The sequence below is a fragment of the Pseudomonas sp. FG36 genome (genome assembly GCF_057809275.1).
The window spans coordinates 165,717-184,330 of sequence record NZ_JBMDJQ010000005.1; the positions used below are offsets into that span (position 1 = coordinate 165,717).

Annotated in this window: 14 protein-coding genes; 5 read left to right on the top strand and 9 right to left on the bottom strand. The window is 64.7% G+C overall.

Features of this window, described 5'->3' with window-relative positions; all coding sequences use genetic code 11:
• Positions 1-126: 126 nt before the first annotated feature.
• Both ACODS9_RS06765 and ACODS9_RS06770 read right to left on the bottom strand, forming a co-directional pair.
• A complete protein-coding gene (locus ACODS9_RS06765; protein WP_489093560.1) occupies positions 127-1,488 on the bottom strand; it encodes an aspartate aminotransferase family protein in 1,362 nt (453 codons plus the stop codon).
• A gap of 48 nt (positions 1,489-1,536) precedes the next feature.
• On the bottom strand, positions 1,537-2,895 hold the full coding sequence (locus tag ACODS9_RS06770) for a glutamine synthetase family protein (RefSeq protein WP_038707014.1): 1,359 nt from the start codon (positions 2,893-2,895) through the stop codon (positions 1,537-1,539).
• 667 nt (positions 2,896-3,562) lie between these two features.
• Between ACODS9_RS06770 and ACODS9_RS06775 the strand changes: the two genes are divergently transcribed.
• On the top strand, positions 3,563-4,939 hold the full coding sequence (locus ACODS9_RS06775) for a glutamine synthetase family protein (RefSeq protein WP_038707015.1): 1,377 nt from the start codon (positions 3,563-3,565) through the stop codon (positions 4,937-4,939).
• Between the two features lie 45 nt (positions 4,940-4,984).
• On the opposite strand, the gene argA is transcribed toward ACODS9_RS06775, so the two are convergent.
• Complete coding sequence (argA, locus tag ACODS9_RS06780; RefSeq protein ID WP_038707016.1) at positions 4,985-6,283, bottom strand: amino-acid N-acetyltransferase; 1,299 nt, start codon at positions 6,281-6,283, stop codon at positions 4,985-4,987.
• Between the two features lie 108 nt (positions 6,284-6,391).
• Positions 6,392-7,537 carry an acetylornithine deacetylase gene (gene argE, locus ACODS9_RS06785; protein ID WP_367857623.1) on the bottom strand — a complete coding sequence of 382 codons (1,146 nt, stop codon included), beginning with the start codon at positions 7,535-7,537 and terminating at the stop codon, positions 6,392-6,394.
• A 138-nt stretch (positions 7,538-7,675) separates the two neighbouring features.
• Between argE and ACODS9_RS06790 the strand changes: the two genes are divergently transcribed.
• The gene (locus ACODS9_RS06790) at positions 7,676-9,055 is read left to right on the top strand and encodes a CYTH domain-containing protein (protein ID WP_401107138.1); all 1,380 of its coding nucleotides are present in this window, start codon (positions 7,676-7,678) and stop codon (positions 9,053-9,055) included.
• 56 nt (positions 9,056-9,111) lie between these two features.
• Here ACODS9_RS06790 and ACODS9_RS06795 read toward each other — a convergent pair whose 3' ends face one another.
• Positions 9,112-9,582, bottom strand: a complete 471-nt coding sequence (locus ACODS9_RS06795) for an Lrp/AsnC family transcriptional regulator (RefSeq protein WP_023631494.1) — start codon at positions 9,580-9,582, stop codon at positions 9,112-9,114.
• Positions 9,583-9,707: 125 nt separating this feature from the next.
• Between ACODS9_RS06795 and ACODS9_RS06800 the strand changes: the two genes are divergently transcribed.
• The 3 genes from ACODS9_RS06800 to ACODS9_RS06810 all read left to right on the top strand — a co-directional run bounded on the left by ACODS9_RS06800 (position 9,708) and on the right by ACODS9_RS06810 (position 12,196).
• Positions 9,708-10,034 (top strand): hypothetical protein, encoded by a 327-nt coding sequence (locus tag ACODS9_RS06800; protein WP_046853736.1) that lies wholly within the window; start codon positions 9,708-9,710, stop codon positions 10,032-10,034.
• 96 nt (positions 10,035-10,130) lie between these two features.
• Positions 10,131-11,789, top strand: coding sequence for a GspE/PulE family protein (locus tag ACODS9_RS06805; RefSeq protein ID WP_489093561.1), 1,659 nt, complete (start codon positions 10,131-10,133; stop codon positions 11,787-11,789).
• A 92-nt stretch (positions 11,790-11,881) separates the two neighbouring features.
• Positions 11,882-12,196 carry a DUF2388 domain-containing protein gene (locus ACODS9_RS06810; RefSeq protein ID WP_046853734.1) on the top strand — a complete coding sequence of 105 codons (315 nt, stop codon included), beginning with the start codon at positions 11,882-11,884 and terminating at the stop codon, positions 12,194-12,196.
• 40 nt (positions 12,197-12,236) lie between these two features.
• Here the strand turns inward: ACODS9_RS06810 and gcvP are convergent, their stop codons facing one another.
• The 4 genes from gcvP to ACODS9_RS06830 form a co-directional block, all read right to left on the bottom strand.
• Positions 12,237-15,110 carry an aminomethyl-transferring glycine dehydrogenase gene (gene gcvP / locus ACODS9_RS06815; RefSeq protein WP_489093562.1) on the bottom strand — a complete coding sequence of 958 codons (2,874 nt, stop codon included), beginning with the start codon at positions 15,108-15,110 and terminating at the stop codon, positions 12,237-12,239.
• Between the two features lie 171 nt (positions 15,111-15,281).
• Positions 15,282-15,665, bottom strand: coding sequence for a glycine cleavage system protein GcvH (gcvH, locus tag ACODS9_RS06820; protein ID WP_046853732.1), 384 nt, complete (start codon positions 15,663-15,665; stop codon positions 15,282-15,284).
• 48 nt (positions 15,666-15,713) lie between these two features.
• Positions 15,714-16,796 (bottom strand): glycine cleavage system aminomethyltransferase GcvT, encoded by a 1,083-nt coding sequence (gene gcvT / locus ACODS9_RS06825; protein WP_401107127.1) that lies wholly within the window; start codon positions 16,794-16,796, stop codon positions 15,714-15,716.
• A gap of 124 nt (positions 16,797-16,920) precedes the next feature.
• Positions 16,921-18,543, bottom strand: a complete 1,623-nt coding sequence (locus tag ACODS9_RS06830) for an ABC transporter permease (RefSeq protein WP_401107125.1) — start codon at positions 18,541-18,543, stop codon at positions 16,921-16,923.
• Positions 18,544-18,614: the final 71 nt, after the last annotated feature.

An 18,614-nucleotide genomic window follows, 5' to 3' on the forward strand; every position in this document is an offset into this window, starting at 1 on the left:
CCAGGTCCCACGGGTCACGCGCTGGGCGACTGAAACAGCCGTTAGTCTGGCAAGTTACAAGGCGCTGTTTCAACAAAAGCAGCGCCTGTAACGGACTTAATGTCACCTCGCCAGCCTAGCAGACCGTCATTTAATCGCTTCGTACGTCAAATCCAGGCACTTGCGCGCCTTTTCCACCAGCTCGTCCACCTCTGCGCGGCTGATCACCAGCGGCGGCGCGATGATCATGGTGTCGCCGACGGCGCGCATGATCAGGCCGTTGTCGAAGCAGAAGTTGCGGCAGACCATGCCCACGCCCTTGCCCTCGTAACGGCTGCGGGTGGCCTTGTCCTTGACCAGCTCGATCGCGCCGAGCAGGCCCAGGCCGCGCACCTCGCCCACCAGTGGGTGGTCCTGCAGCTCACGCAGTCGTTTTTGCAAGTAGGGTGCCACTTCATCGCGGGCCTTCGCGACGATCTGCTCGTCACGCAGGATGCGCAGGTTTTCCAGGCCCACCGCTGCCGCCACCGGGTGGCCGGAGTAGGTGAAACCATGGTTGAAATCGCCACCTTCGCTGATCACCTTGGCCACGGTGTCACGCACGATCACACCGCCCATGGGGATGTAACCGGAGGTCAGGCCCTTGGCGATGGTCATCAGGTCGGGTGCAAGGTCGTAGTAGTCGGAGCCGAACCACTCGCCGGTACGGCCGAAACCGCAGATCACTTCGTCGGCGACGAAGAGGATGTCGTACCTGGCGAGGATTTCCTTGATCTTCGGCCAGTAGGTGTCTGGCGGGATGATCACCCCGCCGGCGCCCTGGATCGGCTCGGCGATGAAGGCGGCAACATTGTCCTCGCCGACTTCGAGAATCTTCTTCTCCAACTGCTCGGCGGCCCACACGCCGAACTCATCCGGGGTCATGTCGCCACCCTCGCCGAACCAGTACGGCTGCGGGATATGCACGATGCCTGGGATCGGCAGGCCGCCCTGCTCGTGCATGCCGCTCATGCCGCCCAGGCTCGCACCGGCGACGGTGGAACCGTGGTAGCCGTTGATACGACCGATGATGGTCTGCTTGCCCGGCTTGCCCTTGAGCGCCCAGTAGTGGCGGACCATGCGCAGCACGGTGTCGTTGCCCTCGGAGCCGGAGCCGGTGAAGAACACATGGGTCATGCCGGCAGGCGCCACGTCGGTGATCGCCTTGGCCAGCTCCAGCGCCGGCGGGTGGGCGGTCTGGAAGAACAGGTTGTAGTACGGCAGCTCGCGCATCTGCTTTTCTGCCGCCTGCACCAGTTCTTCACGGCCATAGCCGACCGCCACGCACCACAGGCCGGCCATGCCGTCGAGGATCTTGTGCCCCTCGCTGTCCCACAAATGCACACCCTGCGCCTTGGTGATGATGCGCGGCCCCTTTTCCTTCAGCTGTTTGTAGTCGCTGAAAGGTGCAAGGTGGTGCTCGCCGCTCAGGGTTTGCCATTCACGGGTTTGCGGGTTGTTGACGCTCATGTGCTTCTCCATGGTCCGGTGGCCGCGCCCTGGCGGCCTCAGGGTTGATCACACAGCAAACAGCAGGAACTCTCGCTCCCAGGAGCTGATGACGCGCTTGAAGTTCTCGTGCTCGGCGCGCTTGGTGGCGACGTAGCCGGTGATGAATTTCTTGCCCAGGTACTGCTCCAGCGCACGGCTGATTTCCATGCGCTCGAGGGCGTCCTCGATGGTCAGCGGCAGGCGCAGGTTTCGGCGCTCGTAGCCGCGGCCCTGGACTGGCGCGCTGGCCTCGATGCCTTCGACCATGCCGATATAGCCGCACAGCAGGCTGGCGGCGATGGCCAGGTACGGGTTGGCGTCGGCGCCCGGCAGGCGGTTCTCGACCCGGCGGTTCTGCGGCCCGGCATCCGGTACGCGCAAGCCGACGGTGCGGTTCTCTTCGCCCCACTCGACGTTCACCGGGGCGGAGGTGTCCGGCAGGAAGCGGCGGAACGAGTTGACGTTGGGGGCGAACAGCGGCAGCGCCTCGGGGATGAACTTCTGCAGGCCACCGATGTGGTTGAGGAACAACTCGCTCATGCTGCCGTCGGCGTTGGAGAAGATGTTCTTGCCGGTGACGGCATCGACCACGCTCTGGTGCAGGTGCATGGCGCTGCCCGGCTCGCCGGTCATCGGCTTGGCCATGAAGGTGGCGGCCACGTTGTGCTTGAGCGCCGCCTCGCGCATGGTGCGTTTGAACACCAGGATCTGGTCGGCCAGGTGCAGGGCGTCACCATGACGGAAGTTGATTTCCATCTGCGCGGTGCCGTCCTCGTGGATCAGCGTGTCGAGGTCCAGCTGCTGCAGCTCGCACCAGTCGTAGACGTCCTCGAACAGCGGGTCGAATTCGTTGGCCGCCTCGATGGAGAACGACTGTCGGCCGGTTTCCGGGCGGCCGGAACGGCCCACCGGCGGCTGCAGCGGAAAGTCGGGGTCTTCGCTACGCTTGGTCAGGTAGAACTCCATCTCGGGCGCGACGATCGGCTGCCAGCCCTTGTCGGCGTAGAGTTTCAGGACCTTCTTCAGCACGTTGCGCGGCGACAGCTCGACCGGGTTGCCCTTCTTGTCATAGGTGTCGTGGATCACCTGGGCGGTCGGCTCGATGGCCCAAGGCACGAGAAACACCGCGTTCTCGTCGGGGCGGCAGATCATGTCGATATCGGCCGGGTCGAGCAGTTCGTAATAGATGTCATCGTCGACGTAATCGCCGGTCACGGTCTGCAGCAGCACGCTCTCGGGCAGGCGCATACCCTTTTCGGCGATGAATTTGTTGGTAGGCGAGATCTTGCCGCGGGTGATGCCGGTCAGGTCGCTGATCAGGCACTCCACTTCGGTGATCTTGTGCTCTTTCAACCAATCGGTGAGCTGGTCGAGGTTGTTACTCATAAATACCTCAGGAGGTAATGTGGCGCGGTTGGCGGCAACCGGCGGCCACTGACGCCAGGCGTCGGACAAAGTCGGCGCGCAGCGCGCCGAGGGGCCTGGACAGGCCCGCGCCTTGATTCTGGATGCTGTGCATGGCTAAAGCAAAAACCCTCGCGCAGGACGACAATGGATACACGCCATGGGCGCGCGTCCGGACAGAAAGCGAAGGGCAGAAGGAAAGGAGGTGTTGCGCTAAAGCGTTACGAGGCATGGCTTTTTCAAGCGAACCGTCAATTATTGCGGCCAGCGCGGCGCCCCTTCGAAGCAGGCGTGCAGTGACCGGACGGCAACCGGGAGATGTACCTGAACGCACCGTGCATGCGGTGCTGGCAGGTCTCGACAGGCGGACCATGTGACCCTCGTATTATTGTGTTCTGGGTTGATGCCGAGCTTAGCCTCGTTCATTTTTTTACACAACTCCCCCGTAAAAAATAAAACACGCCCCGCTCGGGATAACCCTTCAAGTCGAAAATAGCGGATAATGGCACGCCCCGAGATGCAGCAAATCTGCCGTAGATGTGCCATTTAAGGGCATCAGGGTGCTGGCTTGACTTAACCTGGTCTTTCCGATTGACTGGGGTTGCAAGCCCCCCTTGATTGATATTTTTAACAACAAAGGTGTTGCATCATGTCGGTACCCCCGCGTGCCGTTCAGCTTAACGAAGCGAACGCGTTCCTTAAGGAACATCCTGAGGTTCTCTACGTTGACCTTCTGATTGCAGATATGAATGGTGTGGTGCGCGGCAAGCGCATAGAGCGCACCAGCCTCCACAAGGTTTACGAGAAAGGCATCAACCTGCCAGCCTCCCTCTTCGCCCTGGATATCAACGGTTCGACCGTCGAAAGCACAGGCCTTGGCCTGGACATCGGCGATGCCGACCGCATCTGCTACCCAATCCCCGACACTCTCTGCAACGAGCCTTGGCAGAAGCGCCCGACCGCGCAGCTGCTGATGACCATGCACGAGATCGAAGGCGAGCCGTTCTTCGCCGACCCGCGTGAAGTGCTGCGCCAGGTGGTGAGCAAGTTCACCGACCTGGGCCTGACCATCTGCGCCGCGTTCGAGCTGGAGTTCTACCTGATCGACCAGGAGAACGTGAACGGTCGCCCGCAGCCGCCACGCTCGCCGATTTCGGGCAAGCGCCCGCAGTCGACCCAGGTGTACCTGATCGACGACCTCGACGAATACGCCGACTGCCTGCAGGACATCCTCGAAGGCGCGAAGGAGCAAGGCATTCCTGCCGACGCCATCGTCAAGGAAAGCGCCCCGGCGCAGTTCGAAGTCAACCTGCACCACGTCGCCGACCCGCTCAAGGCCTGTGACTATGCGGTGCTGCTCAAGCGCCTGATCAAGAACATCGCCTACGACCATGAAATGGACACCACCTTCATGGCCAAGCCCTACCCGGGCCAGGCAGGCAACGGCCTGCATGTACACATTTCCGTGCTGGACAAAGATGGCAACAACATCTTCACCAGCGAGGATCCCGAGCAGAACGCCGCGCTACGTCACGCTGTCGGCGGTGTGCTCGAGACCCTGCCCGCCTCGATGGCGTTCCTTTGCCCGAACGTCAACTCGTACCGCCGTTTCGGCGCGCAGTTCTACGTGCCGAACGCACCGAGCTGGGGCCTGGACAATCGTACCGTGGCGCTGCGCGTGCCGACCGGCTCGCCGGATGCCGTGCGCATCGAGCACCGCGTGGCCGGCGCCGACGCCAACCCGTACCTGATGATGGCCGCGGTACTGGCCGGCGTGCACCATGGCCTGACCAACAAGGTCGAACCGGGCGAGCCGATCGAAGGCAACTCGTACGAGCAGCTGGAGCAGAGCCTGCCGAACAACCTGCGCGATGCCCTGCGCGAGCTGGACGACAGCGAGATCCTCAACAAGTACATCGATCCGAAGTACATCGACATCTTCGTCGCGTGCAAGGAAAGCGAGCTGGAGGAGTTCGAGCACTCGATCTCCGACCTCGAGTACAACTGGTACCTGCACACCGTGTAAACGAAAACGCCGCCCTCAGGGGCGGCGTTTTTCATTGCCTCGGTGTCAGAGCGGTTTCTCGAAGATCTTCGAGTTACGCTGGTAGTTGTACAGCGAAGCCCGCGCCGCCGGCAGCCGTTCCACGCCACTGGGCGAGAAGCCGCGCTCACGGAACCAGTGTGCGGTCCGGGTCGTCAGCACGAACAAGGTATTGAGCCCCAGCGTGCGCGCCCGCTCCTCGATGCGCTCGAGCAGTTCGTCACCACGCCCGCCATGCCGGTACTCCGGGTTGACCGCCAGGCACGCCAGCTCCCCCGCCTCGGAATCGGCAATCGGGTAAAGCGCCGCGCAGGCGATGATCATGCCCTCGCGCTCGACCACGCTGAACTGTTCGATCTCCCGCTCCAGCACCTCCCGTGAACGGCGCACCAGGATGCCCTGCTCTTCCAGCGGGCTGATCAGCTCCAGCAGGCCGCCGACATCCTCGATGGTCGCCTCGCGCACCACCTCGAACTGCTCCTGGGACACCAGCGTGCCACCGCCACCACGGGTGAACAGCTCGGTCAGCAGCGCGCCATCCTCGGCATAACTGACGATATGACTGCGTGCCACACCGCCCTTGCAGGCCTCGGCGGCGGCATCCAGCAGCTCGGCCTGGTAGTCACTGCCCAGCCGCTGCAGATGCGGCGCGATATGCTGCGGGCGCAGCTCGCGCACCAATTGCCCACGCTCGTCCAGCAGGCCCGGCTCGGCCCCAAACAGCAGCAGCTTGTCGGCACCCAGCTCGATGGCGGCGCGGGTGGCCACATCCTCGCAGGCCAGGTTGAAGATCTCGCCGGTCGGCGAATAGCCCAGCGGCGACAGCAACACGATGGAACGCTCGTCGAGCAGGCGATTGATGCCCTTGCGGTCGACCCGGCGCACTTCACCGGTATGGTGATAGTCGACCCCTTCAAGCACCCCGATCGGCCGTGCCGTGACCAGGTTGCCGGAGGCCACCCGCAGGCGCGAGCCCTGCATGGGCGAGGCCGCCATGTCCATCGACAGGCGCGCTTCAATGGCCAGGCGCAGGGCGCCGACGGCGTCGATCACGCAGTCCAGCGTCGCCGCGTCGGTGATGCGCATGCCATGGTGATAGTGCGGGGTCAGGCCGCGTGCGGCCAGGCGGCTCTCGATCTGCGGACGTGAACCGTGGACCAGCACCAGGCGCACGCCCAGGCTGTGCAGCAGCACCAGGTCGTGGACGATGTTGCCGAAGTTCGGGTGCTCGACGCCATCACCGGGGAGCATGACCACGAAGGTGCAATCGCGGTGGGCGTTGATGTAGGGAGAAGCGTGGCGCAACCAGTTGACGTAATCGGGCATGACAGGGCCTGTGGATAAGTGAACGGAGAACGAAAAGGCGCACAACGTTCGAAAGTCATCGTCGGAACAGGCTTGCGGTCACGCGCGGTCTCCTCTGCTCAGGAAAGATCAATGGTTCAGGCAATAGTGCCGGATCAGGTCACGCAATAGACGCACGGTAGGCTCGATACGTGACATTTCAAGGTACTCGCCGGGCTGATGGGCACAGGCGATGTCACCGGGCCCCAGCACGATGGTCTGGCAACCGAGCTGCTGAAGATAAGGCGCTTCGGTACCAAAGGCCACTGCTTCGGCGCGATGGCCGGTCAGGCGCTCGGCCAGGCGCACCAGCTCGCTGTCGGCGGCCTGCTCGAACGGCGGCACTTCCGGGAACAGCGGTGCATAGTCGATACGCACGTCATGACGTTCGGCCAGCGGGGTGAGCTTGCCGCGGATCGCTGCACGCAGTTGCTCCACATCCATGCCCGGCAACGGGCGCAGGTCGAACTCCAGGGCGCACTGGCCACAGATGCGGTTGGGGTTGTCGCCGCCATGGATGCAGCCGAAGTTCAGGGTCGGGGCAGGCACCGTGAACTGGGGGTTGCGGTACTGCTCCTGCCAGCTGCGGCGCAGCGCCATCAGCTCGCCCATCACCGCATGCATGGCCTCCAGGGCGCTGCGGCCCAGGTTCGGATCCGACGAATGGCCACTGCGCCCGAGAATGTCGATGCGGTCCATGAGGATGCCCTTGTGCATACGAATCGGCTTGAGCCCGGTAGGCTCGCCGATCACCGCCGCCCGCCCGAGGGGCTGGCCGGCCTCGGCCAGGGCCCGGGCCCCGGACATCGAGCTTTCTTCGTCGCAGGTGGCGAGGATCAGCAGCGGCTGCTTGAAATCGTGCTCGAGCAGCGGGATCACCGCCTCGATGACCAGGGCGAAGAAGCCCTTCATGTCGCAACTGCCCAGGCCTACCCAACGGCCATCGACCTCGGTGAGCTTGAGCGGGTCGCTGCTCCACAGTTGCGGGTCGAAGGGCACCGTGTCGCTGTGCCCGGCCAGCACCAGGCCGCCCGGGCCGGTGCCGCGGCTGGCCAGCAGGTTGAACTTGCCAGGGCTGACCTGTTGGATCTCGCAGGTGAAACCCAGGTCACCCAACCAGCCGGCCAGCAGGTCGATGACGGCTCGGTTGGACTGGTCCAGCGCAGCCTGTGTGCAACTGACCGAAGGTGCGGCGATCAGGGCGGCAAACTGGTCTTTCAGCGATGGCAACGGCATGCGCGGATTCCTCGGAGGCGTGAGGGGCATCATAACAATGCAAAAGACCCGCAAGGCAAGCGCGCGCCCACAAGCAAGGATTCAAGCCGCAAGTGCTGTAGACTGCCCAATCACGATGCCCCTCCTTCCGAGCCCGCGATGCACAAAGAAACCGAACTCAAACTCCGCGCCAGTCGCGAGACCCTTGCCGCCCTGCGCGAGCACCCGCTGCTGAAAAAGCGCAACAAGTCCGGCTGGCAGACCCGCGAACTGCTCAACCAGTACTTCGACACCCCGGAGCGCGACCTGTCCGCTGCCCGTGTCGCCCTGCGCCTGCGCCGCGACGGCGAGGTCATCATCCAGACCCTCAAATGCCGCGGCCAGAGCGTGGCCGGCCTGTCCGAGCGCAACGAGTTCGAATGGCACCTGGACAAGGTCAAGCTCGACCTGAAGAAACTCGATGGCACCTGCTGGCCCGAGCAACTGGCCGGGCTGGACAAGAAGGCCATCAAACCGCTGTTCACCACCGATTTCACCCGCGAGTACGCCGAGATCGCCTGGGGCCGCGGCAAGGCCAAGGTGGTGATCGAAGCGGCCATCGACCAGGGCTTCGTGATCGCCGGCAAGCGCAAGGAAGAAATCTGCGAGCTGGAGCTGGAGCTGCGTGAAGGTGCCCCAGAGGCGCTGCTGGAACTGGCCGCCGAGCTGTCCGCCAGCCTCGCCCTGATGCCTTGCGACATCAGCAAGGCCGAGCGCGGCTACCGCCTGCTCGATCCGGACAGCTACGAGCTGGGCCTGCCGGTGACCGAGCTGCACGCCGAGATGCCGATGGACGACGCCTACGCCGCCCTGGCCTGGCAACTGCTGGGCAGCAGCCAGCGCCTGGCCGAGCAGTATCGCCACAATGGCCACTGGCGCCTGCTGCAGGACTGGGTTCGCTGCCTGGCCGAGCTGCGCGCCCTCACCGCCAGCCTCGGCCAGGCGGCACCGCGCCCGACCACCCGCGCCCTGCGCGCCAGCCTCGATGCGTTGCTGGAAGACTGGCGCCCGCTGGTATTGGCCGGCAACGACGACGAGGACATCCGTCGCGCCGCCCCCGAGCAGTTCGCCGAAGAGCTGGAAGATCCGCGCTGGGGCCAGTTCTCCCTGGAGACCGCACGCTGGCTGACCGCCCGCGCCTGGACCGTCGAGCGCAAGGGCCGTGGCGAGCGCCAGGGCAAGGCGCAGCTGGCCAGCTGGCTGCAGCACTTGCTGGGCGAGGAAGCCCGCGCCCTGAAACTGCCGTTGTATGTGCAGCGTCCAGAGGACCTGGCCGAGCAGCTGCCGCGCATCGAGACCGTGCAAACCTGGCTGCACCACGCCCGCCAAGTGCTCGACCTGCCACAGCAGGACCGCCTCTACGGCGAGCTGAACAAGCTGCACGAGCTGGCCGAACTGCCGCTGCTGGAGGAAGACAAGGGCGAACTGCTCGAAGCCCGCATCGAGCAGGCTCGCGCCATCGAGCAGAACCGCGCCTGGAAGCACCTGCTCAAGGCCTGAGTCCGCACCGCCCGCTCCTGCACTGCTAGGAGCGGGCTTGCCCCGCGATTGGCTCTTCAGGGCCTCAGCGGCAGGCTCGTGGTCGACTTGATCTCCGACAACGCCACGATCGAGTTAACTTCCTGAATACCCGGCACGTTCGACAGCTTTTCGAAGAAGAACCGCTCGTAAGCCTCGATATCCGAGGTGACGATACGCAGCAGGAAGTCCACCGCTCCCATCAGCACATAACATTCCAGCACTTCGGGAAAACCGCGGATCGCCTCGGTGAACTCGGCGAAGTTCGAACGGCCGTGGGCGTTGAGCTTCACTTCGGCGAAGATCTGCGTGTTCAGCCCTACCTTCTTGCGGTCCAGCAGCGTCACCTGGCCGCGAATCACGCCCTCCTCCCTCAGGCGCTGAATGCGCCGCCAGCAAGGTGACTGCGACAGGCCCACACGCTCGGCAATCTGCGCGCTGGACAGCGAGGCGTCGTCTTGCAGCAGTTCAAGAATGCGCCGGTCGTAAGCGTCCAATTCGCCAAGCATTAACAATTCTCCAATTTGCATTTTTGCGAATTAAAAAATTCGCAGTGGCGCGATATTGGCGAATCATAGCGAAAAAATGCCCCGTCTGACGTGCAAGAATTTCTCCACTTTCGCGGAGACCCAGCATGAACGCACTCGAACGGCCCCTCACCTTGCCCCGCCTCGACGCCTGGGCCGCCAACACTGTCCACTGCACTGTGCACTACCGCCTGCAGGCCGACGCCGAACCGGACAGCCTGTGTCGCGTGCTCAACCTGTTCGCCCTGCAGTTCCTCACCCCGCACAGCGTCAACGTGAGCCAGTGCGACGATCTGCTGGACGTGGCGATCGGCGTCGGCGGCCTGAGCTGGCACCGGGCCGAAGTGATCGCGCAGAAACTGCGCAACCTGGTCTGCGTCAGCGAAGTGTGCCTGGCGAATCTGCCACAGCTTGCGGAGGTAGCCCGCCGTTGAAACCGGCAGGCAATGTCCGGAAACCCTTTGCACCGACGCCGTGCGTCTGCACGACTAGCCTTGCCCAGGCCTCTGAAGCCCGGCAAGGACGCTTGCATGCTCGCCAACGACCACCTTGATCTTGACCTCAATCGCCTGCTGGATGCCTTGCTGGCGGAGCAGCGGATCGCCCCCGAAGCCGCGCTCGCGGCTCTCGAGCGCGCCAAGGCCCACCCTGGCGAACACCCCCTAGAGCTGATCGCCGCCATCGGCCACCCGCTGGGGCTGGATGCCCTGTGCCGCTGGCTGGCAGACCGGGTTGGCCAGCCATTTCTGGCAATCGACCCCTTGCAGGTCGATCTGGTGCGCGTGGCCGGGCTGATGTCCGCCGCCTTCGCCCAGCGCCATGGCATCCTCGCCGTGGCCGTGGATGAACACAGTGTCACGGTGGCCAGCGCCCAGCCTTATCAACGCGAATGGGAGGCAGACCTGAGCCGCAGCCTGGGCAAGGCAGTGCGCCGGGTGCTGGCCAGCCCGCGACAGCTGCGCCAGCTGCGCCCGACCTTCCTGGGCCTGGCCCACTCCGTGCGCGGCGCGGGCCTTGGCCAGTTGCCCCGCCTCGGCGAGCTGGAGCAACTGCTCGAACTGGGTGCCAGGCAAACCCAGGCCAGCGCGGACGATGCCCATATCGTGCACATCGTCGACTGGATGCTGCAATACGCCATCGAACAGCGCGCCAGCGATATCCACCTGGAGCCCCGCCGTGAACAAGGCCATCTGCGCCTGCGCATCGATGGCCTGCTGCACGCGGTGTATGCCTTCCCGGCCAGCGTCACCCTGGCGATGGTCAGCCGGCTGAAGCACCTGGGCCGCATGAACGTCGCCGAGAAACGCCGACCACAGGACGGCCGCCTGAAAACCCGCCTGCCCAGCGGCGCCGAGGTGGAGCTGCGCCTGTCCACCCTGCCCACCCCGTTCGGCGAGAAGCTGGTGCTGCGCCTGTCCGACCCTCAGCAATTGCACGACAGCCTCGAAACCCTGGGCCTGGAGGGCGCGTTGCTGGAGCAGTGGCTGGCCCTGCTGCAACAACGCCAGGGCATCCTGCTGGTGACGGGGCCGACCGGCTCGGGCAAGACCAGCACCCTGTACGCCAGCCTCCGGCACCTGGCCAGCCCCCAGGTCAACCTGTGCAGCATCGAGGACCCGATCGAGCGCCTTGAACCGATGATCAACCAATTGCAGGTCCAACCCAGCCTGGAGCTGGACTTCGCCAGCGGTGCTCGCGCCCTGCTACGCCAGGATCCGGACATCATCATGATCGGTGAAATCCGTGACCGAGAAACCGCCCAGGTGGCCGTGCAGGCAGCCCTCACCGGGCATCTGGTGTTGTCGACCCTGCATACCCAGGACGCCTGCGGCGCGATCACCCGCCTGCTGGAGCTGGGTGTCGCCGACTACCTGATCAGGGCGACTCTGCTCGGGGTCATGGCCCAGCGCCTGGTGCGCACGCTATGTCGCGCTTGTCTGGGCCTGCGCCCGCAGGATCGCCAGGCCTGCCCGCAGTGCCGGGGTACGGGTTTCCATGGGCGTACCGGGCTGTTCGAACTGCTCCAGGTCAGCACCGCATTGCGCGAACGGATCACCCCCGCCAGCGACCTCGCCGCCCTGCGCCAACAGGCAGAGGTAGACGGGCTGCGTGACCTTCGACGGCACGGTGGTGACCGGGTCGCCCAGGGCAGGACCTCTACCGAAGAGGTCCTGCGGGTCTGTGGATAACCAAGAAATCTCCTTTGTGGCCGGGAACTTGGGACCATGGGCAACGATCAAATCGGCATCTCAACCGCCCTCATACACCGAGGTGATTCATCATGCGTCTCAAAACAGCCATCGCAGCCACCGTCCTGTTCTCGCTGCCCCTTGGCTCCGCCATGGCCGACACGTTCTGGCGCAATATCATCTCCTCCGGCGCGACCACCGCCTCGACCTACCTGACCTTCAAGGACCACAAACTGATCGTCGCTGCCCAGGACGACGCCGGCAGCTTCGTTGCCAGTGATGGCGCCATTCGCGGGCCGTTCCTGGAAGCAGCGATCCGCCAGGTGCGCGCGGACAACCCGGGCGTGCAGGCCAGTGACATGGAACTGGCCAACGCGATCCTGGCCAAGAACGCCGTGGCCGAGTAAGTCCCGGGGCTGCGTTGCAGCCCCCCCGCCTCGCCAGACCCTAGCGATACGCCTCCACCGGCACGCACGCGCAGAACAGATTCCTGTCCCCATACACGTTGTCGACCCGGTTCACCGCCGGCCAGTACTTGTGCTGGCGAGCGTGAGCGCTGGGGGCGATGCCCTGCTCAAGGCTGTATGGCCGGCTCCACGGCGCCAGTACATCGGCCAGGGTATGCGGCGCGTGCTTGAGCGGGTTGTCCTCGGCCGGCCAGTTGCCTTCCTCGACTTCGGCAATCTCCGCCCTGATCGCCAGCATCGCTTCGACGAAGCGATCCAGCTCGGCCTTCGACTCACTCTCGGTGGGCTCGACCATCAACGTGCCCGGTACCGGGAACGACATGGTCGGGGCATGGAAGCCATAGTCCATCAGGCGCTTGGCCACGTCCTCCTCGGTAATCCCGGTCAACGCCTTGAGCGGGCGCAGATCGAAGATGCATTCATGGGCCACGCGCTGGTTGCGCCCGCGGTACAACACCGGGAAGGCGTCGCGCAGTTGGCTGGCCAGGTAGTTGGCGGACAGGATCGCCACCTCGCTGGCATCAGCCAGCTGCGGCCCCATCATGGCGATGTACATCCAGCTGATCGGCAGGATGCTGGCGCTGCCCCACGGCGCCGCGCTCACCGCGCTGTTGTTCGGGTCAAGCCCCGGCACCGGCACCACCGGGTGGCTGGCCACGAACGGCTTGAGATGTGCACGGATGCCAATGGGCCCCATGCCCGGGCCACCGCCGCCATGGGGGATGCAGAAGGTCTTGTGCAGGTTCATGTGCGAGACATCGGCACCGATGTCCGCCGGCCGCGTCAGCCCCACCTGGGCATTGAGGTTGGCGCCGTCCATGTAGACCTGCCCGCCAAGCTGGTGCACCACCTCGCAGATCTCGCGGATGCCCTCTTCGTACACCCCATGGGTGGACGGGTAGGTCACCATCAGGCACGACAGCCGCTCGCCGGCCTGGCGCGCCTTGGCCTTGAGATCATCGAGGTCGACGTTGCCGTCCTCGTCGCACTCGACGATCACCACTTCCATGCCGGCCATCTGCGCCGACGCCGGGTTGGTGCCATGGGCCGAGGACGGGATCAGGCAGATCGTGCGCCCGGCCTGGTGGCGGCTCTGGTGATAACGAGTGATCGCCATCAGCCCGGCGTACTCGCCCTGGGCGCCCGAGTTGGGCTGCATGCAGATGGCATCGAAGCCGGTGATGGCACACAACCAGGCTTCGAGCTCATCGATCATCGCCTTGTATCCTTGCACCTGCGCGGCCGGGGCGAACGGATGCGGCTGGGCGAATTCAGGCCAGGTGATGGGGATCATCTCGCTGGTGGCATTGAGCTTCATGGTGCACGAGCCCAGCGGGATCATCGACTGGTTGAGTGCCAGGTCCTTGTTCTCCAGCTGCTTGAGGTAGCGCAGCATCTCGGTCTCGCTGTGGTGCAGGTTGAACACCGGGTGCTGCAGGATCGGTGTGCGCCGCACCAGCGCGCCGGGGATGCCTTCGGGCAGGGCCTGCTGGTCGAGGGCGGCAATGTCCAGGCCGTGGTCGACGCCAAGGAAGATATCGAACAGCTTCAGCACCGTAGCTTCGTCGCAGGTCTCGTCCAGGCTCAGCCCTAGGTGCCCGCGACCGAGAATGCGCAGGTTGACGCGGGCGTCCTCGGCGCTTTCGATGATCGCCGCCTGGGTGCCGCCGACGTCCAGCGTCAGGGTATCGAAGAAATGCTGGTTGAGGCGCTTGATGCCTTTGGCTTCGAGGCCGGCGGCGAGGATGAACGTCAGCCGATGCACGCGCTGGGCGATGCGCTGCAAGCCCTCGGGGCCATGGTAGACGGCGTAGAAGCCGGCGATGTTGGCCAGCAGCACCTGGGCCGTGCAGATGTTGGAGTTGGCCTTCTCGCGACGAATGTGCTGCTCGCGGGTCTGCAGGGCCATGCGCAGCGCGGTGTTGCCACGGGCATCACGTGATACGCCGATGATGCGCCCGGGCATCGCCCGCTTGTAGTCGTCGCGACAGGCGAAGTAGGCCGCGTGCGGCCCGCCATAGCCCATGGGCACGCCAAAGCGCTGCGTCGAGCCGAGCACCACGTCGGCACCCAGTTCGCCGGGCGGCGTCAGCACCACCAGGCTGAGGATGTCGGCAGCTACGCAGGCCAGGGCCTGCTGGCCATGCAACTGGTCGATCAGCGGGCGCAGGTCGCGCACCTCGCCGTGGGTGTCGGGGTACTGCAATAACGCGCCGAACACTTGGTGCTTGCCCAGGTTATCCACCGAATCGACGATCAGCTCGAAGCCGAACCCCTCGGCGCGGGTCTTGAGCACCGACAGGGTTTGCGGGTGGCAGTGCTCGTCGGCGAAGAAGGCGTTGCTCTTGCTGCGCGCCACACGCTTGGCCAGGGCCATCGCCTCGGCGGCAGCGGTGGCCTCGTCAAGCAGCGAGGCATTGGCCAGGGGCAGGCCGGCAAGGTCGATGATCATTTGCTGGAAGTTCAGCAGCGCCTCCAGCCGGCCTTGGGCGATTTCTGGTTGGTAGGGCGTGTAGGCGGTGTACCAGCCAGGGTTCTCCAGCACGTTGCGCAGGATGACCGTGGGGGTGATGGTGGCGTGGTAGCCCATGCCGATCAGGCTGGTCCACAGCTGGTTCTGCGCAGCGTAGCCCGCGAGTTTGGCCAGTGCGGCCTGCTCATCGAGGGCCGGCGGCAGGTCGAGTGGGCGATTGAAGCGGATGCCCGGTGGCACCGTCTGCTCGATCAGTTCACTGCGGCTGGCGACGCCGAGGGCGTCGAGCATGGCCTGCTGCTCCTGGGCATCGGGCCCCAGGTGGCGACGCAGGAAAGGGTTGGGCTCTTGCAGTTGGCTCAGCGATGGCGACTGGGACATGGCGACGATCTCTTCCTGGACCAGCTCTCATGGAGACTTACAAGTCTAGGAAGGATTGCCGAATGTGCGGGGATTATTGCGTTTACCGTGCAGCCCTTATCGCGGGACCAGCCCGCTCCCACAAGGAACACACTATGGGAACGGGCATGCCCCGCGATGAGGGCGGCCCTGTTACTCGCCGATCAGCGCTGCATAGCCTGCTGCATCCAGCAGCTTGTCCAGTTCGGACTTGTCGCTCGGCTTCAGCTTGAAGATCCACGACTCGTAAGGCTCTTCGTTGAGCAGCTCAGGGCTGTCAGCCAGCTCTTCGTTGACCGCGATGACTTCACCACCCACCGGGGCATAGATATCCGAGGCGGCCTTGACGGACTCGACCACGCCAGCGGCGTCGCCTGCGGCGAACACCTTGCCGACTTCGGCCAGCTCGACGAACACCACGTCGCCCAGTGCTTGCTGGGCGTGGTCACTGATACCCACGGTCACCGTGCCATCGGCTTCCAGGCGAGCCCACTCGTGGCTTTCGGCAAAACGCAGGTCGGCGGGGATTTGGCTCATTGTCTTGTATTCCTCGTAATGGGTCAGCGGACGGCCCGCCGTTAATGTTCAGATCAGGATCTTGCCATGGCGCACGAAGGTCGGCTTTACCACTCGCACCGGGTACCACTTGCCGCGGATTTCCACCTCGGCCCGGTCACCGGTGGCCATGGGCACGCGGGCCAAGGCAATGGATTTGCTCAGCGTAGGCGAGAAACTACCACTGGTGATCTCCCCTTCGCCAATCCCGGATACACGGACCACCTGATGCGCGCGCAATACGCCACGCTCCTCGAGCACCAGGCCGACCAGTTTTTCCTTCACGCCCTGTTCGATTTCCGCGAGCAAGCCACTGCGGCCGATAAATTCGCGCCCGACCGGCTCCCACGCGACACTCCAGCCCAAGTTGGAGGTCAGCGGGGTATGGGCTTCATCGATATCCTGGCCATACAGGTTCATGCCGGCCTCCAGGCGCAGCGTATCGCGGGCGCCCAGGCCGCTCGGGGCGATACCGGCGCCGACCAAATCGTTGTAGAACGCCGGGGCCTGTTCGCCCGGAAGAATGATTTCCAGCCCATCTTCCCCGGTATAGCCGGTGCGGGCGATGAACCAATCACCGTCGGCGAGGCCTTCGAAGGGGCGCAGCTCGCGGATCAGCGCGGCCCGGGAGGCGCTGAGCAGGGCAGCGACCTTTTCTCGGGCGTGAGGCCCCTGGATGGCGAGAATGGCCAGTTCAGGCCGTGCTTTGAAATTCACCTTGAAGCCTTCGCTGCGAACCTGCAGCCAGGCCAGCACCTTGTCGCGGGTGGCGGCATTGGCCACCAGGCGATAACCGTCTTCGGTGCGGTAGGCAATGAGATCGTCAATGACCCCGCCCTCGGCATTGAGCAGCGGGCTGTAGAGGGCCTTACCGGGGCTTTCCAGGCGCGTCACGTCGTTGGCCAGCAGGTGTTGCAGCCAGGGCGTGGCGGCGCAGCCATCGATATCGATGACCGTCATGTGGGAAACATCGAACACCCCGCAGTCACTGCGCACCTGGTGGTGCTCCTCGACTTGCGAGCCGTAGTGCAGGGGCATGTCCCATCCGCCGAAATCGACCGTCTTGGCGCCGAGCGCCAGGTGCAGGTCATACAGAGGCGTACGCTGTCCCATGGGTTTCTCCTTCCGGGCGTGGCGAGGCGGCGGCGGTCGGCGATGTTCAATCATCACCTGTTCTTGTAGGACCCGTCGCTGCGAATGCCGCGCATTGTAGCCGCAAGGGAGCTGCGTGACACCCTCAGCGCGGATGGCCCGGACGATGGGCCGAGCGGCGGATCAGGCCGATCACCGGCAGCAGGCCGACCAGTACCAGGGTCAACGCTGGCAGCGAAGCACGCGCCCATTCGCCCTCGCTGGTCATCTCGAACACGCGCACGGCCAGGGTGTCCCAGCCGAACGGGCGCATCAGCAAAGTCGCCGGCATCTCCTTGAGTACATCGACGAACACCAGCAGGGCGGCACTGAGGGCGCCGGGCACCAGCAACGGCAGATACACCTTGAAAAACAATCCTGGGCCAGCGACCCCGAGGCTGCGCGCCGCTTCCGGAAGCGATGGGCGAATCCGCTCCAGGCTGCTCTCCAGCGGCCCATAGGCCACGGCGATGAACCGAACCAGATAGGCGAGCAACAATGCCGACAAGCTGCCCAGCAACAACGGCTTGCCCGCCCCGCCCAACCACTGGGACAGCGGCACTACCAGCTGGTTGTCCAGGTAGCTGAACGCCAACATGATCGACACGGCCAGCACCGAGCCGGGCAACGCATAACCCAGGTTGGCCAGCCCGACCCCGGCACGGATACCGGCAGTCGGGGCCTGCCGCCTGGCGAACGCCAGAAGCATGGCCACGCTGACCGTGATCAGCGCCGCCATGGCTCCCAGGTACAGGGTATGCATGACCAGGCCGACATAGCGCTCGTCGAGGTCGTGCCGCCCGCGCTGCCAGAACCACGCCAGCAACTGCAGCATCGGAATGACGAAGGCACAGGCGAACACCAGCAGGCACCAGCCACTGGCAGCCAACGCCTTGATACCCCGCAAGTGATAAAGCGCCTGCGCCCTCGGGCGTTCGTTGCCACTGCGGCTGGCGCCTCGGGCCCGGCGCTCGCCATACAGCACCAGCATCACCGCCAGCAGCAGCAGGCTGGCCAGTTGCGCCGCACTGGAGAGGCTGAAGAAGCCGTACCAGGTCTTGTAGATGGCTGTGGTAAAGGTGTCGAAATTGAATACCGCCACCGCGCCGAAATCGGCCAGGGTCTCCATCAGTGCCAGGGCGATGCCGGCGCCGATGGCCGGCCGCGCCATGGGCAAGGCCACCCGCCAGAAGGCCTGCAGCGGTGACAGCCCCAACACCCGCGCCGCCTCCATCAAGCCCTTGCCCTGGGCCAGGAAGGCCGTGCGCGCCAGCAGGTAGACGTAGGGGTAGAACACCAGCACCAATACCGTGATTACACCACCGGTGGAGCGCACCCTGGGCAGGCGCATGGGCCCGAACACCTCGCGCAGCGCGGTCTGCACGGGGCCTGCAAAATCGAGCAGGCCGACGAAGACGAACGCCAGCACATAGGCCGGGATGGCGAAAGGCAGCATCAGCGCCCAATCCAGCCAACGCCGGCCGGGGAATTCGCAGAGGCTGGTGAGCCACGCCAGGCTCACCCCCAGCACGGTCACGCCGATACCGACGCCCAGCACCAGGGTCAGGGTATTACCCAGCAGGCGGCTCATCTGGGTGTCGAGCAGGTGCGACCAGATCTGGCTGTCAACCAACTGCCATGACAACAGCAGGACGCTGAGCGGCAGCAAGACCAGGGCGGCGACCAGGAAGACCGGCAGGTACCAGCGGCGTTGGGGAGAATGGGGCAAATCGAAAATCTCGATGGCTGTGCGATAGCATCGCGGGGCAAGTCGGGCACCGCATCGCCGCTCCCACGCAC